This window comes from Paraburkholderia sp. (genome assembly GCF_035501035.1).
Classification (GTDB): Bacteria; Pseudomonadota; Gammaproteobacteria; order Burkholderiales; family Burkholderiaceae; genus Paraburkholderia.
The window spans coordinates 17,862-40,469 of record NZ_DATJWR010000179.1; the positions used below are offsets into that span (position 1 = coordinate 17,862).

Annotated in this window: 21 protein-coding genes; 5 read left to right on the forward strand and 16 right to left on the reverse strand. The window is 63.8% G+C overall.

Annotation, left to right across the window (positions count from 1 at the left end; all coding sequences use genetic code 11):
* Positions 1-76: 76 nt before the first annotated feature.
* From VMJ11_RS12590 to VMJ11_RS12635, 10 genes are all read right to left on the reverse strand, one after another.
* On the reverse strand, positions 77-355 hold the full coding sequence (locus tag VMJ11_RS12590; protein WP_414694379.1) for a hypothetical protein: 279 nt from the start codon (positions 353-355) through the stop codon (positions 77-79).
* Positions 356-380: 25 nt separating this feature from the next.
* A complete protein-coding gene (locus VMJ11_RS12595; RefSeq protein WP_325619737.1) occupies positions 381-1,319 on the reverse strand; it encodes a helix-turn-helix domain-containing protein in 939 nt (312 codons plus the stop codon).
* Positions 1,320-1,432: 113 nt separating this feature from the next.
* On the reverse strand, positions 1,433-2,932 hold the full coding sequence (locus VMJ11_RS12600) for an aldehyde dehydrogenase family protein (protein ID WP_325619738.1): 1,500 nt from the start codon (positions 2,930-2,932) through the stop codon (positions 1,433-1,435).
* 63 nt (positions 2,933-2,995) lie between these two features.
* Positions 2,996-3,364: a cupin domain-containing protein gene (locus VMJ11_RS12605; protein WP_325619739.1), complete on the reverse strand. Its 369-nt coding sequence runs from the start codon at positions 3,362-3,364 to the stop codon at positions 2,996-2,998.
* Between the two features lie 39 nt (positions 3,365-3,403).
* The gene (locus tag VMJ11_RS12610; RefSeq protein ID WP_325619740.1) at positions 3,404-4,705 is read right to left on the reverse strand and encodes an FAD-binding oxidoreductase; all 1,302 of its coding nucleotides are present in this window, start codon (positions 4,703-4,705) and stop codon (positions 3,404-3,406) included.
* 94 nt (positions 4,706-4,799) lie between these two features.
* On the reverse strand, positions 4,800-5,159 hold the full coding sequence (locus VMJ11_RS12615) for a cupin domain-containing protein (RefSeq protein ID WP_325619741.1): 360 nt from the start codon (positions 5,157-5,159) through the stop codon (positions 4,800-4,802).
* 148 nt (positions 5,160-5,307) lie between these two features.
* Positions 5,308-5,727 carry a hypothetical protein gene (locus VMJ11_RS12620; protein ID WP_325619742.1) on the reverse strand — a complete coding sequence of 140 codons (420 nt, stop codon included), beginning with the start codon at positions 5,725-5,727 and terminating at the stop codon, positions 5,308-5,310.
* Positions 5,728-6,098: 371 nt separating this feature from the next.
* On the reverse strand, positions 6,099-7,316 hold the full coding sequence (locus VMJ11_RS12625; protein ID WP_325619743.1) for a porin: 1,218 nt from the start codon (positions 7,314-7,316) through the stop codon (positions 6,099-6,101).
* Between the two features lie 71 nt (positions 7,317-7,387).
* The gene (locus VMJ11_RS12630; RefSeq protein ID WP_414694380.1) at positions 7,388-8,851 is read right to left on the reverse strand and encodes an APC family permease; all 1,464 of its coding nucleotides are present in this window, start codon (positions 8,849-8,851) and stop codon (positions 7,388-7,390) included.
* A gap of 203 nt (positions 8,852-9,054) precedes the next feature.
* A complete protein-coding gene (locus VMJ11_RS12635) occupies positions 9,055-9,747 on the reverse strand; it encodes a helix-turn-helix transcriptional regulator (RefSeq protein ID WP_325619744.1) in 693 nt (230 codons plus the stop codon).
* 201 nt (positions 9,748-9,948) lie between these two features.
* Here VMJ11_RS12635 and VMJ11_RS12640 point away from each other — a divergent pair, with 201 nt between their 5' ends.
* Entirely contained in the window at positions 9,949-10,746 is a 798-nt protein-coding gene (locus VMJ11_RS12640) for an SDR family oxidoreductase (protein ID WP_325619745.1), read from the forward strand.
* A gap of 55 nt (positions 10,747-10,801) precedes the next feature.
* Here the strand turns inward: VMJ11_RS12640 and VMJ11_RS12645 are convergent, their stop codons facing one another.
* The 5 genes from VMJ11_RS12645 to VMJ11_RS12665 form a co-directional block, all read right to left on the reverse strand.
* Entirely contained in the window at positions 10,802-11,605 is an 804-nt protein-coding gene (locus VMJ11_RS12645) for an SDR family oxidoreductase (protein WP_325619746.1), read from the reverse strand.
* Positions 11,602-12,474 carry a MoaF C-terminal domain-containing protein gene (locus VMJ11_RS12650; protein ID WP_325619772.1) on the reverse strand — a complete coding sequence of 291 codons (873 nt, stop codon included), beginning with the start codon at positions 12,472-12,474 and terminating at the stop codon, positions 11,602-11,604. The genes VMJ11_RS12645 and VMJ11_RS12650 overlap by 4 nt, the downstream gene beginning before the upstream one ends.
* 158 nt (positions 12,475-12,632) lie before the next feature.
* A complete protein-coding gene (locus tag VMJ11_RS12655; protein ID WP_325619747.1) occupies positions 12,633-13,742 on the reverse strand; it encodes a class II histone deacetylase in 1,110 nt (369 codons plus the stop codon).
* A gap of 97 nt (positions 13,743-13,839) precedes the next feature.
* Positions 13,840-15,024, reverse strand: coding sequence for an MFS transporter (locus tag VMJ11_RS12660; protein WP_325619748.1), 1,185 nt, complete (start codon positions 15,022-15,024; stop codon positions 13,840-13,842).
* Between the two features lie 33 nt (positions 15,025-15,057).
* Positions 15,058-16,128, reverse strand: a complete 1,071-nt coding sequence (locus VMJ11_RS12665; protein ID WP_414694381.1) for a porin — start codon at positions 16,126-16,128, stop codon at positions 15,058-15,060.
* Between the two features lie 464 nt (positions 16,129-16,592).
* On the opposite strand from VMJ11_RS12665, the gene VMJ11_RS12670 reads away from it, so the two are divergent.
* From VMJ11_RS12670 to VMJ11_RS12680, 3 genes are all read left to right on the forward strand, one after another.
* The gene (locus VMJ11_RS12670; RefSeq protein ID WP_325619774.1) at positions 16,593-17,663 is read left to right on the forward strand and encodes a helix-turn-helix transcriptional regulator; all 1,071 of its coding nucleotides are present in this window, start codon (positions 16,593-16,595) and stop codon (positions 17,661-17,663) included.
* 617 nt (positions 17,664-18,280) lie between these two features.
* The gene (locus tag VMJ11_RS12675; RefSeq protein ID WP_325619749.1) at positions 18,281-18,625 is read left to right on the forward strand and encodes a BON domain-containing protein; all 345 of its coding nucleotides are present in this window, start codon (positions 18,281-18,283) and stop codon (positions 18,623-18,625) included.
* Positions 18,626-18,849: 224 nt separating this feature from the next.
* The gene (locus tag VMJ11_RS12680; RefSeq protein ID WP_325619750.1) at positions 18,850-19,617 is read left to right on the forward strand and encodes a class II aldolase/adducin family protein; all 768 of its coding nucleotides are present in this window, start codon (positions 18,850-18,852) and stop codon (positions 19,615-19,617) included.
* A gap of 3 nt (positions 19,618-19,620) precedes the next feature.
* Here the strand turns inward: VMJ11_RS12680 and VMJ11_RS12685 are convergent, their stop codons facing one another.
* On the reverse strand, positions 19,621-20,352 hold the full coding sequence (locus VMJ11_RS12685; RefSeq protein ID WP_325619751.1) for an Arm DNA-binding domain-containing protein: 732 nt from the start codon (positions 20,350-20,352) through the stop codon (positions 19,621-19,623).
* Between the two features lie 177 nt (positions 20,353-20,529).
* On the opposite strand from VMJ11_RS12685, the gene fusA reads away from it, so the two are divergent.
* Positions 20,530-22,578, forward strand: a complete 2,049-nt coding sequence (fusA, locus tag VMJ11_RS12690; protein ID WP_325619752.1) for an elongation factor G — start codon at positions 20,530-20,532, stop codon at positions 22,576-22,578.
* The last annotated feature ends 30 nt before the right edge of the window (positions 22,579-22,608 follow it).

Sequence of the window (22,608 nt, forward strand, 5' to 3'; positions counted from 1 at the left end):
CTCCTGTACATAGGATCGGTATGGACACGGGAATCACTTCTCCTTTAGCGTGATGGACACCGCTCTTGCGGCATGGCTACGCTCGTTGCGGACGGCCGTCTGCTGCGCGGAATACCGACACGAGCTGCAACTGGGCACCCGCTTCGTTTTCCAGCTGCGAGGCTGCAGCAGACGCCTGTTCGACCAGTGCCGCGTTTCGCTGCGTGGCTTCGTCCATCAGACACACTGCCCGATTGATCTGCTCGATGCCGCGACTCTGCTCATCCTCGTAGTGCACCGGGAAGGTGGCGGCATTACGCTGACTCCACGAGGTCAGCGCATCCTGACTTACGCCACGCAGATCGTCGAACTTCAACGACAAGCCTGCGTGCCGGGGCGATTTAGCCCTTGCGCGGCGTCTGGGACGGCAATTCGCCGAACAGATCGCGGTACTCGCGTGCAAAGTAACTGGGATGCGTAAAGCCCCATTGCGCAGCAGCGTCGCCCACCATCAGTTCGTCCTGGCTGGTCGAACGTAACAGGCGGCGCACACCGTTCAAACGCACCGAACGCAAATATTCGACCGGCGAAACGTTGGCAACGCGCTGAAAACTCGTCTGCAACGTACGGCGACTGCAACGCAGCGCGACACACAGATCGAGGACCGTCAGAGGTTCCTCCACGTGTTCCTGAAGGAGGCGCTCGCTGCGCCTGACGATTTCCGTGTACGTCGCATGCGTGATGTCGCGCTTGTCGGCGTTCCAGGGATTAAACAGCTCCAGCAGCATGCTAAGGATTTCATCCCGAAACCGCTTGCTAGCGGCGGGATTCGTGAAGGCAGCGGGCTGCCGCTGAAATGCATCGAGGAAACGGGAAAGTTCGGCGCCCACTCGTTCGCCCTCTTCGGTCGGCACCGACACCACGTTCTGCGCGAGCAGCGCCACCGCTTTCTCGCCTGGCACCGCTGCCGCGAGCGCATGCAGGTCGCTGGTGGGAATGCTGACGCCGAGATAATGCATCGTCTCCGGCGTATAGAAGCGAAACTCCTCACCCGATCCGAGCAGCCAGAGCGCGTAGCCATCGAGCCGGCATCCCTGGAAAGTGCCGGAAACGGGGCGCTGGAGCGGAAGCGCCACCGAGGAGAGCTCTCGCGGTGCAACGCCCCTTTGCGCGACCCGTCGATTGGTCGACTCGCGAAAAAACAGGAAATCGGATGCCTGTGCCTGCATGACGACACTTTCGAAACGCCCCGGCGTGAGCTGGTTGTACACCTGCTCCCAGCCACTCACCGCGAACGAATGATCGTGCACGTCGGACGTTGACCGAACCCTGAATTCCATCCCCACTCTCCCACACGCTCACTTCGCGCCCATCAACGCGGAGGCCACCGAAACGCGAGCGCCGATCAAAGATTGTAATTCTAAAAGAGCCAGGGAGAGCCGGCGCGCAATAACTAGTGCGCGATGCAGATGGATTTCGTCTCCGTAAAGCTCTCGACGGCACCCTTGCCGAATTCGCGTCCCATGCCGGACTGCTTCATGCCGCCAAATGGCATGCTCGGATCGAGCGGCACGTGCGAGTTCACCCACACCGTGCCCGCATCGATCTCCCTCACCATGTTCATGGCAGCACGCAGATCGTTGGTCCACAAGCTCGCCGCGAGGCCGTAAGGCGACGCGTTCGCGAGACGCAACGCGTCTTGCGGATCGTCGAACGGAACGAGCGCGACCACCGGACCGAACACTTCGTCGCGGATGATCGCGGCATCCGGCGGCACGTCCGCAATCACGGTCGGGCGCACATAATAACCAGGACCCTCCACTGTCTCGCCGCCGGCAAGGAAGCGAAGACCCGCTTCTTTCGCGACCGAGATGTGACGTTCCACACGCTCCCGATGCGCTGCTGACACGAGCGGATTGATCTGTGCCTCCGGATCGCATCCGGGACCGATTTTCATTTGCCGGGCGATGTCGGCGAGGCCATCGGCAATCGAGCGATATTTGGTGCGATGCACGTACACGCGCGACACCGCCGCGCAAACCTGCCCCTGATTGAGAAAGCCGCCTGCCAGCACGCCTTGAACGGCCTGATCGACATCCACATCGGCGAGCATCACAGCCGGATTCTTTCCGCCCAGTTCGAGCGAGAAGCGGGTGAGATTCTGCAGCGCCGCCGCGCCGACCAGCTTCCCTGTGGGCGTCGAGCCCGTAAAGGAAATCTTGGCGATACCGGGATGCGCCGCGAGCGCGGCGCCACATTCGCGGCCGCCCGTGACCACGTTGAATACGCCAGGCGGCATGCCGGCCTCGATGGCCAGCTCACCGAGGCGCAGCGCAGTGAGCGGCGTTTCCGGCGACGGCTTGATGACCACCGTGCAGCCCGCGGCGAGCGCCGGAATCAGCTTCCACACCGCGATCATCAACGGGAAATTCCAGGGCACGATGCCGGCCACCACGCCAACCGGTTCCTTGCGCGTGAATGCCGTGTATTTCGCGCCCGGCGGAAACGGAATCGACACGTCCAGCGTCTCGCCGTGTATCTTCGTCGCCCATCCTGCCATGTACCGCACGTACTCTACGGTCGCCCCCACCTCGATTGCGCGGGCAACGTTGATCGATTTTCCCTGATTCAAGGTTTCGAGTTGCGCGAGCTCTTCGCCGTGATGCTCGAGTACATCGGCAAGCTTCAGCAGAATGCGTTCGCGGTCGGCGGGACGCATTCCGCTCCAGCGACACTGCTCGAACGCTTCCCGCGCGCCCGCCACGGCCCGGTCCACATCGACGCTATCCGCGTCCGGCACGCGCGCGATGCACTCGCCCGTTGCGGGATTGAAGACGTCAAGCCAGCGCTCAGAATGCGCGCGCTCGTGACCGCCATTGACGAAGAGACCGAGGTCGCGGTCGAGAAACTGCTTGATGGCGGCTCTTGCCGCTTCCGTGGCGTTATTCGTCATTGTTTGCTTGCATCATGTGAGGGCCGAAGCCCGGGTATCAGATTGACCACCGCCGGGCGGACATCACGCGAATGCGAGGTAATGCTTCACGAAGCCTTCCGAGAGGACTTCCCAAACGGTCGACGTTCCCTTGGTCACAAACCATGAATCGCCAGCGCCGAACGTACGCGCTTCGCCCGTGGATTCGTCGGTGATGCGAATCCGGCCGTCGACTACCGTCGCCTGTTCCGAGAACGGGTAGACGAGCCGGAATTTGCCCTTCGTCGTGCCGAAATAAGCCGCCGAAATGGAATCGGTCGGCGCGCCGTGTGTCATCTTGCCGAACGCCGCGATCTCGCCGCCTTCCAGGATTTGCGTGCCGAGGTCGCTCAGCTTGCCCCACGCGTCGAGTTCCGAAATTTTGATGCCCTGCTGGATTACGCCAAGACTCATGTTCAACGACTCCCCTTTAGTGAATGTTTGCGGCAACGCTCAACGGCGGCCGTGCCAGTAGCCCGAACTCTGATGCATCACCTTGCCCAACGTGACCAGCAGCGCACGATATTGATCCTTTCCGCGTATCGTGGCGCGCGGAATCGAACTCACCAGGCGGTAACGGTCCGATCCGCCGAGAATGCCCTCCGCGAGGATCTTGCAGATGATCTGGCTCGGCGTAACGCCGAATCCCGAATAGCCCTGCACGAAAAACGCATTGGGCCGGTCGGGCAGCGTGCCGATCTGCGGGAACAGATTGAGCGTGGAGGCCATCGGGCCGCCCCAGGCCAGATCGATCTTGACGTCTTGCAAATAGGGGAACACTTCGAGCATCAGCTTCCGGTTCCAGGCCTTCAGATCGGCGGGAATGTGCTCGACGAGCGACGTGGACGAGCCGAACAGCAATCTGTTCTCATTCGTCACGCGGTAGTAGTTGATGACCGGACGGATGTCGCTATAAGCGCCGCGAATCGGGCTAATGCGCTCGATCAGTTCGTCGCTGAGCGGCTCCGTCATCGAGTTGAACGCGTAGACGTTGATTGTGCTCTTGTGCAGTTCCGGCTCGATGTTGTTGTTGAAGCCGTCGCATGCCCAGACGATCTTCCTCGCCTTGACACTGCCCTTCGCGGTGCGCACATGCACGATCGGGCCATAGGTGATCTGTAGCGCGGGACTGTATTCAAAAATGCGTACGCCGTAGATTTCCGACACGGCCTTCGCCTCGCCAAGAAGCAGATTCAACGAATGAACGTGGCCTCCACCCATATGGAGAAGACCTGCGCGATAAACGTCCGAACCAATGACCTGCTTGACTTCAGAACCCTCGACATAGCGGATTTCGTGCGGACTACCAAGCGATTTGAAATCCTTTTCCCAGCTGCGCAGCGTTTTCGATTGACGCTCGTTGTAGGCGAGATAACCGTAGCCGCTGCAAAAATCGGCGTCGATGTTGTAGCGCTTGATGCGCTCGCGCATGATCTGCGGGCCGAGGTCGCTCAGTGCGAAGATGGTGCGCAGCCCCTCTTCGCCCACGTCCTTCTTGATTGCGTCGAGGTCGTGACCAATGCCCGCCATCACTTGCCCGCCATTGCGGCCGGTTCCCCCAAAGCCGAGATAACGTGCCTCGAGCACCACCGTGTTGGTCACGCCGTTCTCGGCCAGTTCGAGCGCGGTGTGAATGCCAGAAAAGCCGCCCCCGATGATGACAACGTCGGCTTCGATATCGTTTTCCAGCGAAGGAAAGCTCAGATCGTATTTCTTTGTGGCCGTGTAGTACGTCGCAGTCTCGTCATTGTGCATCGTAGTTCCCGTTCGCGCGTTGCAGCGTCAAAACGCATTTCATTAATCAACCAGAGCAATCAGTCGTCTGCTCCTGTCCAACAACTGAACCGGCTCAGGCCGCCGCGAAGTAGTGCTTGATGAAGCGATCGCTGTGCACTTCCCATGACACCGGCGTTCCCCTCAGCACGAACCAGCTGTCACCGGGGCCATACCGCGTGGATTCACCCGTGAGTCCGTTGCGCAGCGTGACCTCGCCTTCAACCACGATTGCCTGCTCGGTGAAGGGGTAGACCATGTCGAATCGACCTTTGGTGCAGCCAAACCAGCCGGCACTCACCGCCGAATCGTGCGAACCATGCGTGAGCAGCCCGAACACCCGAACTTCCCCTTCCACGATCGTTGCGCCGAGATCGGCGACCGTACCCAGTGCTTCCATTTCCGGGGCGCATCCCCCACGTTTGATGCCGTACATCCTGCGTCTCCATCCGTGTGTGCTGCCGCTATCGCGAACGTTCGAGGTACTTTAAGCGTCCAGAAATGGCGACCGTCAGCACAGATCGGCAAGCCATTGCGCTCCCAGGGATAGTGCGGATCCGCTGCGCTCCAACCAGGCTTGTTCTTCATTCGACATAGCCAAAACACGCGTCGAAGCACCGTTCCCCACGAAAGGGGCGATGCGCCATGAGCGCGGCCTCGACCGCGTTCACGAGCATCAACAGCGCAAAGCGCTTGCCGTCGTCATGCGCAACGACGGCATACGCGCTCCGATCGAGACCGTGGCGAAAGCGGGGATCGACCGAGACGATGTCCTCGTCGTCGTGCAATCCCCTGAAGAAAGCCCGCTCGACCAGATTCCAGCTCGCCGGCAGCCGAAGCAGAATGTCGGGCACGTCTTCTTCACAGGAAATGATGATGGGCGTGGCGCCCGGCTGCCGCTTGTACCATCCGGGCGTCGTCGATCTAACGGCCGGCACGAGGGCGACGGCGTGCAGCAACAGTTCGTCACTGTCGAATCCCGAGCCCGCCGGCGCTTCAACCATTTGTCCACCACAAAAAGCGTTGTCCATTGTGGAGCCTCAAAGCTGGGATATCGCGCCATTTCCCGACCTCGAGCGCGTCACCGGTCATCATCGCCCGGCTCGATCATCCGGCGTTGGCACAAGTCGGCAATTGCAGGCCACAACTCGACATGGGCGCTCGCGCTCGGGCCGCCGTTTGAGACCGACGTGGCAAGTCCTTGCCGTGCCACCTCCCCACGTTCTGAGATCTGCCTGGCGCAGCTTGTCCGTATCGTCAGCGCGCCTTTTCATCTCCGAAGCCGCCACAGTGAATCCGCATCCCACGTCTCCGGCGCGCGCGGCCTCGACTTCAACCGCGACCGCGGCAGCGCGCAGCCGACAAATCAGCCCGGTTAGAAGTTCGTGCGCATGCCGGCCACGACCGCCAGTTGCCGGTCGGAATTGCTGTTCACGAGATTGGGAATCTGCGCGTAATTAGTATTGGCGCCGGTAGCCGGGTCGACACCGAGGCCTTCGCCCGACGACTTCTGCGCAATCGCCACAACGTAGAGCGCTGTCCGCTTCGACAATGCGTAGTTCGCGCCAAGGTTGATCTGCTGGAAATGCGTCGATCCCCCTTCGCTCGCCTTCGCATTGTTGAAGATATATGCCGCGCCCAACGTCCATTCTGGACTCAGGCTATAGACGGCGTTCAGCTCGGCGATATCGAAGGAAACATCTGAGCCAACCGGATTCGTCGCGCTGGCAAAGTATTGACTGTCTTCAAGGCGCGTATGCGTATACACGAGCGCAAGTGTGAGTTTGTCAATCGCAACAGAACCGCCCACGCCCCAAGCCTTCATGGATTCGGCATTCTGCAACTGGCAATATTGAGCAGGCGCGTTCGTGCAGGCAAAGTCGCCGATATAGCCGGTTTGTCCGCCAAGGGCGGCATCGAGCGGCTGGTTCAGCGACAGATATCCGGCGCTGAGCGAGAAAGGGCCGTGATTATAGGCAGCGGCTAGCGCATAGCCGCGCTTCGCGGAAAAGTCCCCCGCTTGTCCGCCAAAGCTGAAGGTGCCACCGAACGTGAACCCGCCAAAATTCGCGCTGGTAAACTTGAGCGCGTTGTTGAAGTTGAAGGCCTCGTTCAGGTTATCGACGTCGCCCAAATGAGCGCCATAAAGCGTCGCCCAGTTGTTGCTCGACGCATAAACGCCGAGAAAGTCCGAATACGAATCATACTGGCGCCCTGCTGTCAGCGTACCGAAGCGGTCGTCGCTCAGGCCGACCCATGCCTGCCGGTTGAATAGCGAGCCGCTTTGCAGCATGGCGCCCGTGCCAGTCAGAAACTGGTTCTCAAGGTCGAAGGTCGCTTTCACTCCGCCGCCCAGGTCCTCGGAACCCATCAGCCCCCAGCGCGACGGCACGAGGTTGCCGCCGCTCATTTGAACCGCATGCCCGCCGCTCACTGAACCGTTCGCGTTGGTCACCTGCTGGTTGGTTGAATAGATCACGCCCGCGTCGACGGTTCCATACAGTGTCACGCTGCTTTGCGCATACGCGCTACCACACACTCCAACACATAGTATTACTAATAAATTCAATGAGATTTTGCACGTCGTGGTCATATCGAGTCGATCTTTTGGTTAATTGGCGGCGCTTGCGTGCGCACGGCGGCGCACCAGGAAAAGTGTGGGCGTCAAAGCTTCGAGCTGCCGAGTTGAGCGAACGCGCGCGCGTCGCGGCGTTTCAGGCGAGCGGCGGCGATCACGCCAAGAATCGCGAATATTGGCAGGAGTGCCGTCAGCGAGTACGAGAGCAGCGGGCCCGCACCCGTCAGCAGCGGGAAATTGACGATGGCCAGGACCAGTACGACACCAAGCGCAATGCCGGAAACCAGCGGAAGGAACCACACGCGCAAGGCGCTCTCTTCCTTTGACGGATGCCCGCGGAAAAACGCCATGACCGCCGCCGAGGACAACGCCATCAACGCGATGATGCACAGGGTCGCGACGTTCGTGAGCCACGAAAACAGCGTCAGCACGGGATCGGCCTTGCATACGATGAAGATGAAGACGACAACGGCGGCCAGCACGGTCTGCACGACCGATCCGGCGTGCGGACTGCTGTGCACGGGATGCGTGCGGCCGAGCCGTGCCGGCAAAAGACCTTCGCGTCCCGTTGCGTAGAAGTAGCGCGACGCTGAGTTATGGAACGCCAGCAAGCCGGCATACACGCTCGTGATGAACAGCACGCTCATTGCATCCGTGAGCGTTGCGTTCGCATAGCGGCTCGAAAGCGAATAGAGGAATGTCGTGGGGTCCGAAAGTGCTGTGAGCGTCTTCACCACGTCGGCGCTGCCTGCGCCGATGACCATGCACCAGACCGAGAACGCATAGAATCCGCCGATCAGGAGTACGGAGATATACGTCGCAAGCGGCACGGTTCGCTTCGGGTCTTTCGCCTCTTCGCTATAGATCGTCGTGGCCTCGAAGCCGATAAAGCTCGCAAAGCAGAAGAGGAAACCGATTGCGGGCGAACCGGCAAGGAACACGTGCGGCTTGAAAGAGACCGTATCGATGCCGTGGGCACCGCCCACTTTCAGAATGGCGATATCGAGAATCAGCACGACCACGTATTCGCCCATGACCAGCAACGAAAGCACCTTCGCGGAGAGATCAATCTGACGATACCCCAGCACGGCGATGCTGCCCATCGCCACGAGCGAGCAAGCCCACCATGGCACATTCATGCCCAGATGCATGCTGAGGAAGCCCGCGGAAACCGCGCCGAACATGCCATACAGCCCGATCTGCATCGTGTTGTAGCCGAGCAGCGCCAGCAACGCGGCAGCGCCGCCCGCCGTGCCGCCGAGACCTCGTGCCGTGAATGCGTAAAAGCCGCCAGCATTGGTGATGTGGCGCGACATCGCCGTGTAGCCGGCTGCGAACATCAGCAGGATCGCTACTGTCGCGATCAGGAGAGCCGGTGTACCGGCGCCGTTGCCCAGCATGATGCCGATAGGAAAGCCGCCCGCGATCGCCACGAGCGGGCCTGCCGCGGAAATCACGAAAAAGACGATAAAGCCCAACCCGAGCGCGCCCTTGCGCAACTCGGTCGAGGTTGAGGGCTCCGCCATGACGTTCATTTGATCTCTCTCCATTAAACCGCTCTCGTTTCTGTTGTGGCGTGTTGCCGTGCGCCGAAAGCGCGGATCACACGCGCCGTTGAAGGCAAATGTAGGGGGTCAAAAATGAAGTCCGGCAGCACAAATTGGCAACCCGCACGGGCAAAGCGGAAAAGCCAGGGTTTGTGCGGGGGCGTCGCCGCGTGGGCGAAGCGCCAATGCTTCATGGAAGCGTGCCTTTACAGGTAGAGCGCGCCGATCAGTTCGGTGCGGCTCGATACGCCCAGCTTGCGGAACATGCGCAGCAAGTGGGTCTTGACCGTGGGCTGCGACAGGTCGAGGTCGCGCGCGATCGCCTTGTTGGAGAGGCCGTTGCGCACGAGCCGCGCGATCTGTTCCTCGCGATACGTGAGACGCGGCGCAGCGTCCAGGCTGTGTTGCACCGCGTGCATGGCGGCCTCGCTGCGCCATATGCCCGCCAACGCCACTTCGAGCAGCGGCTGGAGCGCATTCGCGCGCTCGATTTCGTCGACGCTGAACGGCGCGTCGGGCGCGAAGCGCAGCAGCGAGAATGCCGCCGCCACGCGCCCCTGTTCGCGCAGCAGCACTTCCATGACGTCGACCACCCTGTAAGGCTTCAGAAAACGAAGCCAGTAGACCGAAGCATCACGTACGGCTGCGGGCAACTCGCCGTCGAGCGTGAGCACGTTGCCGCCCTGCTGCACGTAGCGCGACGGATGCATGGGATCGAGCACGCAATAGCGCTGCAGCCAGGTCCGGTGCATGGTCTCCGCGAGCCCGAACAGCTCGAAGCCGCAGGGCAACTGATCCGCGCCGATACGATAAAAAACCGTCGCGCCGGGATGTATGAGCCCGGCGAGCGTGGCGACGGCCGCTTCGAGCGCTGCACGGCTTTCGGTGTCTCTTTGCACGATGTGTCCCCCTGTTTCTGCACGACAGACGTTCGATGCTACTCACGAGCGTTCGCCCCGCGTGAGCGCGATTCGGCAAACGCCGTGCGTGCAAGGCGGTGCGCGTTGTCATCCTTTTGCTCGATTGGCCGTCGCGCGCGCGTTGCCTATGCTCGCTCCACGTTCATCCCCACCTCATCCCCACACTCAGGAGACATCCCCATGAGCCACATCCCCACAGCCGGCGCGGGCCACGTCGTCATCACGGGCGCCGGCACCGGCATCGGCGAAGCGTGCGCGCGCCTGTTCGCCGCCCGGGGCGCACGCGTCGCGCTGGTCGGACGGCGCCGCGCGCCGCTCGAGCGCGTGGCGGCCGAGACCGGCGGTCTTGTCCTGGAAGCCGACGCCGCGAACGCCGCAGACTGGGCGCGCATCACCGCGCAACTGGAGGCCCAAGGCGGCATCCGCACATTGATCGCCTGCGCGGGCGGCCTCGGTGCGGGCCGCGCCACCGAAACCGACGACGCCGCATGGGCCGCCGCGATGCGCACGAACCTCGACACCGCGTTCGTGAGCGCGCGCGCATGCCTCCCGCAACTCCTCGCGCACCGGGGCGCGATCGTGCTGGTGGCCTCGATCGCTTCACTGGCGGCGGGCCCGGCCGTATGCGGCTACACCACGGCCAAGCACGCACTCCTCGGTCTGACCCGCTCGCTCGCGCGCGACTACGGCCCGCATGGCGTGCGCGTGAACGCCGTTTGCCCAGGCTGGGTCCGCACGCCTATGGCCGACGAGGAGATGCAGCCGCTCATCGCGCCCCACGGCGGCACGCTCGACGAAGCCTACGCGCGCGTCTGCGCCGACGTGCCGTTGCGGCGCGCCGCAAGCCCGGACGAGATCGCCAGCGTGTGTGCGTTTCTGGCCTCACCCGCCGCGTCGATCGTAACCGGGGCGACGATCGTCGCAGATGGCGGCTCCTCGATCGTCGATGTGCCGACGCTCGCCTTCGACCGCCTGTGAAATGCGTGCGAAGCGCTTCAAGGCGGCTGGCAAGCCGCCTTGAAGCGGCATGATTTCACGCGAACGCCGCCGACGCCTCGGGTAAAGTCGCGCCGCCGTCCACCACGATCGTCTGCCCGGTGACATAGGCGGCGTGCTCCGACGCCAGATACAGCATCGCGCCCGCGATGTCGCGCGGTTCGCCAAGCCGCCCAAGCGGCACCGCGCTCGCAATGCGCGCGCTCAAGGCGGCGTCGCCGAGGTTTTCCATCGCGGGCGTGCGGATCATGCCGGGTTCCACGCCGTTCACGGTGATCCGCTGCGGCGCGAGTTCGAGCGCCGCCGGGCGGATAAAGCCGTTGACGCCGGCCTTCGACGCCGCGTAATGCGCGAGCCCCGGGTACGCCACGCGCGGCCCCGTCACGGAAGAGGTGACGAGCACGCGGCCGCCGCCCCGGCGCTCGAACGCGGGCGTGGCGGCCTGCGTGAGCCAGAAGAGCGCGCACAGATTCACGGCGAGCGTGCGTTCCAGCACGGCAGGCGTGATGGCATCGAAGGGCGTGAGCGGGAAATACGCCGCGTTGTGCACGAGTACATCGAGCCGGCCGAAGTCGGCCTCGACGCGCTCGATCAAGCCAACGGCCTCGTCGTGCCGCGCGAGGTCGACGTCATAGGCGCGAAACGCATTGGCGGCGCCCCCGGACCCGCGCTCACGCGCGAGCCATTCGCGCGCGAGATCCGCCTGGAGGTCGGCTATGGCCACGTTCGCGCCGCACCGCGCAAATGCCTCGGCGATGCCGCGCCCAATGCCCTGCGCGCCGCCCGTCACCAGCACGGTCCGGCCTTCGAAGGCGCGCGCGAAAAGCGTGGCGTCCGTCATGACGGGTATCGCGTCACATTGAGCACCTGGGCATGCGCGCCCACCGGGAAGTTCGAGAGCGCATCGAACCGGCTGCCCTGGTAGCCGAATATCTTGCCGTCGGTCTTCATGCGTTCGAGGTCGATCAGCACCACGCCGAGCGTCGGGACGATCTTTTCGCGCCAGACGAACAGGTACAGCTTCGCGTCGATGGCGATCATGTGGCAGCGGTCCACGTCGGCGAGCCCGGCCTCCACACCCGAGAGGCATTGCCACGCATAAAAATTGTCGTTGAGATAGATGTGCTCGTAGCGCTCCGTCGCGCTATAGGTGTAGAGATTGCGCATGCCGATCAGCTCGCGTGTCGGGGCGTGCAGCGGCGCTTGCGCGGCCCCCTCGGCGGCCGGCGCGCCGATGCGGCCATGCCGCAATTGCACCTGGACACCCGTCAACTCCAGGCCGCGTTCCACGCGCGTAAACGCGTCGATATGCGTTTGCGCTTCGCTCGGCAACGTGCCGGTCACGGCCGTGCAAAGCTGCCTGCGCACGTCGAGCACGTAGCTCGTGGCGGCCGGGCGCGGCTCGCCCTCGTCGTCGAGCAGACGTTCGTCGGCGCCCACGTAATCGACGAAATAAATGCCGTCGCGAAGAGACGTGACACGGCACGCGTGGCGCTCGCGCGGTTGCGCTGGCGTGGCCGCCCCCCTCAATGTGCGCTCGACTTCGACGCTATCGGAGCCCGCGAAACGTAGCGAGTCCACGGTGCCGTCCTCGTAGCGCAGCGCGAACGTGCGGCCTTCGAGGTCGCTCACGGGTTGAAGAATATGGCTCGCGGGCGCAAAACCTTCGGCGAGCGCGCCCACCTGAATGAACACCGGTTGGGACATGATGGATTGAACTCCTGATTGATTCGTTAAGCTGGCGCGCCACACCGTGGGCCAATGGGCCGTGCGGCGCGACACTCACTCTACGAAGGCGGCCTCGCGCGCGGCATCGACCAGAAGGATGACAAGGCGCGCGGGTCGCAGGATGCATTTCAGAAACGCCTTCAGGCGAGGGCCGCCTCGGCCATTTCGTCGATCAGTTGGCGCTGGAACGCCGCGAAGCGCGCGCTCGGCTGCTGCGCGATCGCGAGTTCGAGCATCGGGTCCTCGACCTGGGTGCGCACGTCCGCGAGTGTTTCGATGATCGCGTGGCCGCAGAACGGCACGTAGGCCTCCGAATAACCGCCCTCGTGCACCACCACGAGGCGACCGCCGCAATGACGCTCGGCGGCGTCGCGCACGAGCTGCGTCATCGCACGGTAGCTCTCGCTGTGCAGCAGCATGCGCGCAAGCGGATCGACGGCGCTCGCGTCCAGCCCGCTGGCCACCACGATCAGTTCGGGCGAGAAGCGCTCGAGCGCCGGCAGCACGATGCGCTCGAACGCGTACAGGTACGCGTCGTGGCCGCCGCCCGGCAGGAGCGGGATGTTGATGTTCGCCCCCACGCCCGGCCCGGCGCCGCGCTCCTGCGCGCCGCTATAGCCGGGCGGGAAGCAGTTTTCCTGATGCAGCGAAATCGTGAGCGTATTGGGGTCGTCGTAGTAGATCGACTGCGTGCCGTTGCCGTGATGCACGTCCCAGTCGATCACCGCCACGCGCGCCACGCCGTGCTTCGCGCGCGCGGCTTCGATCGCCACTGGAATATTGGCGAAGAGGCAAAAGCCCATCGGTTTGTCGCGCAGGCAATGATGGCCCGGCGGGCGCGAGAGCGAGAACGCATTGGCGCATTCGCCCCCGAGCACCGCATCGACGGCGCGCACGGCGAGGCCTGCCGAGAGCGCCGCGATTTCGTAGCTACCTTTGCCGAACGGCGCGAGTTCGCCGAGATCGCCGCCGTTTTCGTCGGAGAGCGCCTTGAAGCGCGCGAGGTAGTCGCCCGGGTGAATGCGCAGCAAATCGCGCTCGGTGGCGGCAGGGGCGCCGCGCATGTCGAGCGACGCCGCGAGGCCCGACGCCTGGATCAGCGCGAGCAAACGCCGCTTCGATTCCGGCGACTCCGCGTAACTGCTTGCGGCCGGCGGCTGCACCCAGCCGCCCACCGGAAAGAACAGCGCATGCGCGCCGCCCGTGTGCCAGAAGGTCCGTTCGTCGGTGAAGAATGCGGTCTTGCTCATGAGAGTCTCTTGCTAGTGGTCCGAAGATGGATCGTGGGAGGTTGCAGCCCGCTTAGGCGGACTGCGCGGTTTTGGCATGCCCTGGGCGCGGCTCGTCTCAGCGGCGCTCGACCAGCAGCAGGCACAGGCACGAAAGCACGCAGATCGTGGCCGCGCCCGCGAACAGCGCGGCCAGCGACGCGCCTGCGTCGAGCAGCACGCCCGCGATGAGCGGCCCCGCCGCCAGCCCGGCGCCGATCACGAAGTTCAGCGAGGCGACGAGGCGCCCGGAGCGGTCGCGCTTCGCGGCGGCAGCCAGAATGAACGGCAGCACGAAGGTCCACGCGAATTTGAATGCGAAGACAGCCGCGCAGAAACCCGCAGCGCCAGGATGCGTCGCAAGCGCTGCGAGCGCACCCGCGAGGATCGCGTAGCCTGCGAGCAGCATCGCGTAGCGCGCCACGCGCCCGCCAATCATCGATGCACACGCCGCCCCCACGATGCCCATGACGCTTGCCAGCGCGAGCACCTCGCCCGCGCTGGCGGTATCGAGCCCCGCCAGCGTGGCGGCCTTGCTCGCGAAGGTCCACACGCCGCCAATCGCCACGTAGAACGCGAGCACGCCGGCAATGACGAGCGTCGCGCTCGCCACCGCGCCGGCGCTGGCGCCATGTGCAGCATCGACGTTCGCCTGCGTGCGCGACGCGCAGCCAAGCGCCGGATCGAAACCGCGCACGAGCGGCGCGGCGCACAGTCCGAGCACGCCGAGCGCGACATAGAGCGCGCGCAGGCCGAAGGCCGCGAACACGCCTGGCAGCACGAACAGGCCTAGCGCCCCAGCCACGAGCTGGCCGACCACCCACAGGCCGTACACGCGATCGCGATTCGCACTCGTCGCCGCGCTCGTCATGCACAGCACCATGAGCGTGCCGCCGCCCAGTGCGGTGATCGTGCGCAGCGCGAGCAGGCCGGCGAAGCCGGGCATCAGCAGCGCGGTCGCGAAGTTGCCCGCACAGAACACGGCTGCGGCGACGGCGGCGACACGGCGCGCATCCACGCGTCCGAGCCAGAGGAGCGCAGGCAACGTCGCGCAGCTGAACGCGCCAAGCTCGACGAAGAAGTAGCTGCCGATCTGCGAAGCGGAAAGGCCCAGTTGTGCGCCGAGCTGCGCCGCGACGGCAGGCGCAACGAGCAGGAGGAGCGGCGTGATCGCCGCGAACACGACCAGCGAGAGCAGCGTCGACGCCGCGAAATCGCGCTGCGCGAAGGTGGATGACGCTAAGGACTGTGAAGGATTTTTCATGACGATCGGATTCCGGTTGAAAGGCGTAACGCGTCAGAACGAGTGGGACATGCCGGCCATCGCGCCGAACTGCGAGACGCCGGCCAGCGGCAATGTGTCGTACTCGTAGACGGGTTGCGTGCTCCCACTAGTGTTGTGGGAGTAGCCGAGATTCAGATACGCAAACGTGCGCTTCGAGAGCGCATACGTGCCGCTCGCGATATAGAGCGTGGGATGCCCGACGGCCGCCACATTCGAAAACGTGTGATAAATGCCGGCCGCGAAGCCCACGGCGGGATCGAGCTGGTAGCGCGCACCGCCCCAAGCCACGGTTTTTACGGGGGCGAGCGACCCCGTTTCGCGCTCCGCGCCGCCGTAGAGCGAAAGCTTGTCGATATCCCAATGCGCGGCCAGAACGCCGATCGTGCTCTGCTGCGCGGAGGTGTCCGCGCTCGCGCTGACCGTGCCGTGCGACTGATGAATCACCGCGCTCACGCCCACGCCGTGGCCGCTGTATTGCGCGCCGGCCTCCAGCACGCGGCCGGCGCGAGAGTTGCCGGGCACGCCCCCCGTCGCGGCGAGCAACTCGGCGCTGAAGCCGCCCAGATCCGCGCTTTGATACTTCACCGAGTTGTCGATGAAATTCGCGGAGAGCGGCACGAGAACGCCCTGCCCGCTATACGCCGCGTAAAACAGCGGATCGTAAAGCACCGTGCGATCGAACAGCACGCTGAACTGGCGCCCGAGCGTAAGCGTGCCAAAACCACCCCTTAGTCCGACCCACGCTCCGCGAAAGAAAGCGAGGCCGGGCACCGTGGCGGTGCCGTCGTTGAGATTGAGCCCTTGCTCGAGACGGAAGATCGCCTTGAGTCCGTCCCCGAGGTCCTCGCTGCCCGTTATGCCGAACTGGGAAGGCAGCACGCCATAGCTCTGCAGATTCACGGCACTGTGCTGGCCGTCTTCGTGGGTGCGGTATTGAATGCCCGCATCGAGAATGCCGTATAGCGTCACGCTGGATTGCGCGTGCACGTGGCCGGCAACGCCCAGCATGACCGTGCATGCCGCCGTGAGGGCCACGAGCCGCGCGGGCCGCCGCATCTGCCGGGGTGAATCGGATTGCTTCATCTACTGGCTCCAAACCATGCAATGTTGTTTTGATGGGCATCGGCGCGCATGAACAGGTGCTGTGCCCGATGACCGCCGTGTGCTTCGTACGGTGCGTGCGGTCCTGAATCCGTCTGCAGTGTCGGTAACGGGAAACATCGTGAACAGACCTTCAAGTGAACGATGCGGAAAACCCGCACCCGCGACGGGAGGCTCTTGCGTCATGGCGCGGCTGAAAGCCGTGGCCATCCACGGGCGGGCTCCACGGATGAATTGAAGGCTCGACCCCGTTCAAATGGAGGGTGTCTAACCGGATTCATGGGAGCCGTTCGCCGAAATAAGGCGGCACGTATAATCGGTTCAAATCCGGCGCTGGACCGGAAACCGCGCAAACCGTGGAAACCGCGGAGACTGCGGACATTGCGGAGGAGAACGACGTGACACGCAGCGCAGGCCGGCGCAACGCACCGGGCGACGTCCCGCGTATGCCTGCGGCGATCGCTATCGACAGCTACGCAAAAACGACGCCGCACGCACGCAGCGCCGATTTCGAAGGCCCGTTCGCGCCCGATGGCACGCCTGAGCGCGACCTGAGCGTTCTGCTGCTCGACCTCTATGCGCTCGCGAATCAAACCGGCATTGGCGAATTCGAGAATGGGTTTTTCCGGCTGCTGTCTTCGCAGCTCTCGTTCGAAGCTGGCTGGACCGGCGTCACGACGCATACGGCCACGGGTCCGGTCATGCACAACAGCTTTACCTGGGGTCTGCCCGATACGTTTTTTGGCGACTGGATCAAGGTGCGTGACTGCGACCCGCTCGCGAGCGCCACCCGCGGCGCGTATGGGCGTGCGAAGGCCATCTCGATTGTCGAGCCCGGCGTGCCGGCACGCTTCGTCAACTGGGCCGTCAAATACGGGCTCGCGCAACTGATGGTGGTAACCGCGCTAGATCACCGCTTTGGCTTGACGACCTTCCTTTCCGTGTACCGGCGCGCGCTGGACCGGCCGTTTACCGATGAGGACGCCCACAAGGTCGAAAACGTCATCGCGCATCTCGCGGCGGCGTTGACGATCAATCGTTCGTTCCAGTTGACGCGCGAACGCAGTACGACGCCGAGCGCGCCACTGGCGCGCGCCATCTGCGATTCATTCGGCACGGTCCATCAAGCCGACAAGGCGTTCGAAACGATGTTGTGCCAGGACTGGCCGCTGTACACGAACCAGACACTGCCGCAGCCGCTGGTTGACTGGCTGGGCGGCGACACGACCCATCCGTTCACGGGCGAGAGCATCACCGTGCAATGCGCGCCGATCGCAGGGCTCTATCAGCTGGAAGCACGCGCGCGCTCGGAACTCGACCGTTTGAGCCCGCGAGAACTGGTCGCGATGACACACTACGGCAATGGCTTGTCACACAAGGAAGTCGCCCAACGGATGGGCATCTCGCCGACGACCGTGCGTCACTATCTGCGCTGCGCGTACCGCAAGCTCGGTATGCACGAGAAAACTGAAATACCACGGTTGCTGGCATCGCTTCGGCGCGACGGTTCAAACTGAGGTGTCCTTCGTTTTTCGCTACCGTGAGAGAGACGAATTCAAGCGCGAGGCCGTGTGACTGTGCAAAGAACCTGCACCCCGACCTGCTCGAAGGAAATAACCAGGACGCAAGTCGAAATACCGCTAATTTGACTTCTCCGCCCTCGGGATCAGGGGCACGGCTTCGCCTGCCATCTGGAATACCGTTCTTTTGAATTGATAGGGCATCCATACTTATAACAAGCGCCTCGGCTGGGCCAGCTATTTGCAACCAGAGCCGTTGAATACCTGAAGCACGCCACCTGCCGAAGTCAACTCCACCGGCGCCGGCCCGCTGGCCATCCCAAGCGCCGCGCCGGCCGAGGTAGCCGCCCCGATCGTGCTCGACCGCGCCGCTTCGTTGCCCCCGCAACCAGGCGCGAGCGTATCAAGCCCAGGCGGGTGTCGCCGTTACGTCGTCGTCGCAGCTTCGTGGCACCGCGTCTTGAAGGCGACCGCGTCTCGTCGACCTATACGCTCGGCGCCATCTACCGCTACCTGAAGCGCAACGACTTCCGCGCCGAAGTGGTGTATCGCACCGTTGGCGGCTGGGTCGACCACGCGTATGGCGTGACGCTCGGCTACGGCTTGCCGCCGCCGTGCTGTTCGCCGTCTGCGCGAGTGTGCGTGCGCAGGGCGGCAGCGCTGCCTCGAGCGCTTCAGCCGCGACGGCAGCGCCCGTTGCGGCTGCCTCCGCGCCAACCCACAAGCAACTCGCGGCGAGCGTGCGCCAGGCGCTGCGCGCCGCGCGCAAGCAGGGACTGAAGTCCACCTATATCCGCGTGCGCGCGCATGACGGCGTCGTCACGCTGAGCGGCGTGGTCGCGAACGAAAATCAAATCTCGCTCGCCACTTCGGTGGCACAGGGCGTGAGCGGCGTGCGCAACGTGAACAGCAAGATCGAAGTCCGCAGCGGCGCTGGAGCGCCCTTGGGCAACCAGTAAGCACATCGAAGCGCGGCGCATTGCGCCGCGCCTCGTTTCAGTCATCGAGTGTTGTACCTCAGCGCTTCGGAGCATGAGCGACTTGTCGACTAGCCGACAGTTATTACGCGCGATTTGAGCGATCATGCGTCAACGCCCCCCGCTGCCTGCCGTGCCTCGGCAGAACATCCGGCCAAGGGGCCGTCACCGAAGCTGTTCAGACCGATTGATTGAGGAGACTCGATATGGCCACACCTGATCTCAGCCTGAAGCATGCCGTTTCCGCAGCCGAGTGGGACGCGCGGGTCAATCTCGCCGCGGCATACCGTCTGACCGCGCTGTTCGGATGGGACGACCTCGTGTTTACCCACATCTCCGCGCGCGTACCCGGACCCGAGCACCATTTCCTGATCAACCCATACGGCATGATGTTCGACGAGATCACCGCTTCGTCGCTCGTCAAGATCGACCTGGAAGGTCGCAAAGTGTCTGACTCACCCTACGACATCAATCCTGCCGGCTTCACGATTCACAGCGCGGTGCACGCGGCGCGCGACGACGCGCTCTGCGTGATGCACACCCATTCGGTCAACGGCGTGGCCGTGTCGGCACAGGAGGCAGGCCTGTTGCCGCTCTCCCAGCAATCGCTCGGCGTGCTCGCATCGCTCGGCTATCACGACTACGAGGGTATCGCCCTGAACGAAGACGAGAAGCCCCGGCTGGTGCGCGACCTCGGCAACAACACCTGGCTGATGCTGCGCAACCACGGGCTCCTGACTGTCGGCGCAACGCCGGCGGATGCTTTCGTCGCGATGTACTTCTTCGAAGCAGCCTGCATGATTCAGGTCCGCGCACAGGCGGGTGGCTCGAAGCTTCGGCCGATCGCCCAGCCGATTCTCGACGGCATCCGGCAGCAGATCGCCACCGTGACGAGGGGCGTCAGCCCGGGTGCGCTCGCCTGGCCTGGGCTGCTTCGCCGGCTCGACCGGCGCAATCCCGGTTACGCGGCATAGTGCTCATGCACCGAGCGCGCGTGGCAAAGGTCGTTCGCAGCGTCGCATGAATGCGTGAAGCCATCGCAACGGCGACGCCAGAATCGCAGGGTGATGTTTTGGCTTCGACTGCCGCGCGCTTCGGCTCGGTTGCAAGGCGCGCGCGCTCGGCACCGGATTACCCATCACGTGCTCCGGGTACGCCGCGAAAGCCCATTCCATGATCGCGCGAGCGCGCTGAAAGACGTTATCCGCGATACGTGGACACTCGATCCACGCAGACGCGAGTGCATCGGAAAAGTCGCGCGGCTTGAGGGTGTCGACGCGACACTCGAGTAGCGGCGCGAGGTGCATTTTTACGCTACTGAGCCACCGTCGCGCGTTTCTACCGTCGGCATGCTTCCAGCCGCTCTTAGCCTTCTCGTGCGTTTTCTCGGCGGCCTGCGGGAAGGTGGGCACATTCGCCTCCCGCTCCGTGATCACCCGCCCGCGTCTACGCTCCTGGATTGGGTCGTGGCCGCTGTCGATCTGGCTGCGCATCGCCAGCGTGCGCGCTCGGGCGTCGTGCAGCGACGTAGACGGGTAGACGCCCAACCCCATTTCACGGCGCTTGCGTGTCGTAGGGCTCACGTAGCGCAACGCCCACTTGCCGCCGTTGGCATTGGGGCGGATCATCAGTCCGGGCACCTGACTATCGGTGAGCGGCCCATCGTCGGGTTTCAGGTTGCGTAGCGCGCGGTCGGCAAGCATGGGCATAGGGCATTCCCCAAGACTTTGACCCACCATCTAGCCCTGCATAAGCGACTTGGCAGCAGACGGATCAAAATGGATCCAATCAGGCCAATCATGTTGACAACCAATTGATTATTCAGTGGAATTGCAGAAAGATTGTAACGCCACACTGGATGAACCTGCACAACAAGGGATCGACAAATGGATTACAGTCCCGAAGCCATCCGCACGGTCGCTCTGGTCGGACACGCCGGCTGCGGCAAGACCTCGCTAGCCGAAGCGCTCCTGCACCAGGGCGGCGCCCTGCACTCGCCGGGCAGCGTGAACCGCGGCACCGCCCTCTGCGATTTCGATCCCCTCGAACGTAAATACCACCACTCCCTGAACTCCGCCATCGCCCACTTCCACTATCAGGACACCCGCATCTACCTGCTCGACACGCCCGGCTATCCCGACTTCGCCGGCATGTCGATGAGCGTGCTGCCGGCGGTGGAAACGGCGGCCATCGTCATCAACGCGCGCACCGGCATCGAGATGACGACGACCCGGATGATGGCGTACGCGCAGCAGCGCAAGCTGTGCCGCATGATCATCGTGAACGGCATCGACGGCGAAAAGGTGGATTTGCCGGCACTGCTCGCGCAGATCCAGGAGACCTTCGGCAAGACGTGCCTGCCCATCAATCTGCCCGCGAAGGGCGGCCGCGAAGTGGTGGACTGCTTTTTCAATCCCGCGGGCGAAGCCGACTTTTACTCCGTGGAAGCGGCGCACAACGCGCTCATCGACCAGGTGATCGAACTCGATCCCGAACTGATGGAGCTGTACCTCGAGCAAGGCGAAGCCATCCGCCCCGAGCAATTGCACGAGCCCTTCGAGCGCGCCTTGCGTGAAGGGCATCTCGTGCCCGTCTGCTTCACCTCCGCGGTAACGGGCGCCGGCATTGCCCAGTTGCTCGACGTGCTCGTGCGGCTCCTGCCCAACGTCACCGAAGGCAACCCGCCGCTCTTTTATCGCGAGACGAACGGCAAGGTGGAACCCGTGCGCGCCGAGCCCGTGGCCGACAAGCACGTGCTCGCGCACGTCTTCAAGATCGTCATAGACCCCTATATCGGCAAGGTCGCCGTGTTTCGCATCCATCAGGGCACCGTCTCGCGGGACAGCCAGCTTTACATTGGCAATGCGCGCCAGCCGTTCAAGGTCGCGCATCTGCTGATGCTGCAGGGCAAGGAGCACGTGGAAGTGCAGCGCGCCGGGCCCGGCAATATCTGCGCGGTGGCCAAGGCCGACGATATCGGCTTCGATGCGGTGCTGCACGATGCCCCCGAAGACGGCAACATCCACCTGACGCCGCCCGACTTTCCCAATCCGATCTACGGCCTCGCGATCGAGCCGGCGCGCCCCGGCAACGAGCAGCGCGTGTGGGAAGTGCTGCAAAAGCTCGCGGCGGAAGACCCCTGCCTGCAGATCGAGCACCCTGTGGGCACCAACGAGACCGTCGTGCGCGGGCTGGGCGAACTGCACCTGCGCTACATGCTCGAGCGGCTCACCGATCAGTACAAACTCGACGTGGTCACGCGACCGCCCACCATCGCGTGGCGCGAAACCATAGGCGGCAAGGCCGAGGGCCACTGCCGCCACAAAAAGCAGACGGGCGGCGCGGGCCAGTTCGGCGAGGTCATGCTGCGCGTGGAGCCGTTGCCGCGCGGCGCGGGCTACGAGTTCGTCGATGCCGTGAAAGGCGGCGCCATTCCTTCGCAGTTCATGCCCGCCGTGGAAAAGGGCATCTTGCAGGTCATCGACAGCGGGCCGCTCGCGGGCTTTCCGATGCAGGACGTGCGCGTGACCGTGTACGACGGCAAGAGCCACCCCGTCGACTCGAAGGAAGTGGCGTTCGTCACGGCGGGGCGCAAGGCCTTTATCGACGCGGTGCTCAAGGCTCAGCCCATCGTGCTCGAACCGATCGTCGACATCGAGGTGATGACGCCGGAGGCGGCGATGGGCGATATCATCGGCGACCTTTCCTCCCGGCGCGGCCAGGTGCACGGCACGCGCACGATAGGCGGCCAGGCCATGGTCATTGCGGGCAAGGTGCCGCTCGCCGAACTCAACGACTACCAGTCGCGCCTGAACTCGCTCGCCGGTGGGAACGGCAATTACAGCATTCAGTTGAGCCACTACGATCCGGTTCCGCCGGCTCATCAGGAACGGCTCGCGGCGCAGCACAAGGGGCGGGGCGAAACCGCGGAGTAAGTTCCGTGGAAGCGAGGCAGTTGATTAGGA

Bases quoted from the DNA above. Each gene is read 5' to 3' on its own strand.
- VMJ11_RS12605 (WP_325619739.1), bottom strand. From the start codon at position 3,364: ATGAGTCTTGGCGTAATCCAGCAGGGCATCAAAATTTCGGAACTCGAC.
- VMJ11_RS12680 (WP_325619750.1), top strand. From the start codon at position 18,850: ATGGCCACACCTGATCTCAGCCTGAAGCATGCCGTTTCCGCAGCCGAG.
- VMJ11_RS12620 (WP_325619742.1), bottom strand. From the start codon at position 5,727: ATGGTTGAAGCGCCGGCGGGCTCGGGATTCGACAGTGACGAACTGTTG.
- VMJ11_RS12685 (WP_325619751.1), bottom strand. From the start codon at position 20,352: ATGCCCATGCTTGCCGACCGCGCGCTACGCAACCTGAAACCCGACGAT.
- VMJ11_RS12655 (WP_325619747.1), bottom strand. From the start codon at position 13,742: ATGAGCAAGACCGCATTCTTCACCGACGAACGGACCTTCTGGCACACG.
- VMJ11_RS12610 (WP_325619740.1), bottom strand. From the start codon at position 4,705: ATGCACAATGACGAGACTGCGACGTACTACACGGCCACAAAGAAATAC.
- VMJ11_RS12625 (WP_325619743.1), bottom strand. From the start codon at position 7,316: ATGACCACGACGTGCAAAATCTCATTGAATTTATTAGTAATACTATGT.
- VMJ11_RS12615 (WP_325619741.1), bottom strand. From the start codon at position 5,159: ATGTACGGCATCAAACGTGGGGGATGCGCCCCGGAAATGGAAGCACTG.
- VMJ11_RS12640 (WP_325619745.1), top strand. From the start codon at position 9,949: ATGAGCCACATCCCCACAGCCGGCGCGGGCCACGTCGTCATCACGGGC.
- VMJ11_RS12665 (WP_414694381.1), bottom strand. From the start codon at position 16,128: ATGAAGCAATCCGATTCACCCCGGCAGATGCGGCGGCCCGCGCGGCTC.
- VMJ11_RS12630 (WP_414694380.1), bottom strand. From the start codon at position 8,851: ATGGAGAGAGATCAAATGAACGTCATGGCGGAGCCCTCAACCTCGACC.
- VMJ11_RS12595 (WP_325619737.1), bottom strand. From the start codon at position 1,319: ATGGAATTCAGGGTTCGGTCAACGTCCGACGTGCACGATCATTCGTTC.
- VMJ11_RS12670 (WP_325619774.1), top strand. From the start codon at position 16,593: ATGCCTGCGGCGATCGCTATCGACAGCTACGCAAAAACGACGCCGCAC.
- VMJ11_RS12645 (WP_325619746.1), bottom strand. From the start codon at position 11,605: ATGACGGACGCCACGCTTTTCGCGCGCGCCTTCGAAGGCCGGACCGTG.
- VMJ11_RS12600 (WP_325619738.1), bottom strand. From the start codon at position 2,932: ATGACGAATAACGCCACGGAAGCGGCAAGAGCCGCCATCAAGCAGTTT.
- fusA (WP_325619752.1), top strand. From the start codon at position 20,530: ATGGATTACAGTCCCGAAGCCATCCGCACGGTCGCTCTGGTCGGACAC.
- VMJ11_RS12660 (WP_325619748.1), bottom strand. From the start codon at position 15,024: ATGAAAAATCCTTCACAGTCCTTAGCGTCATCCACCTTCGCGCAGCGC.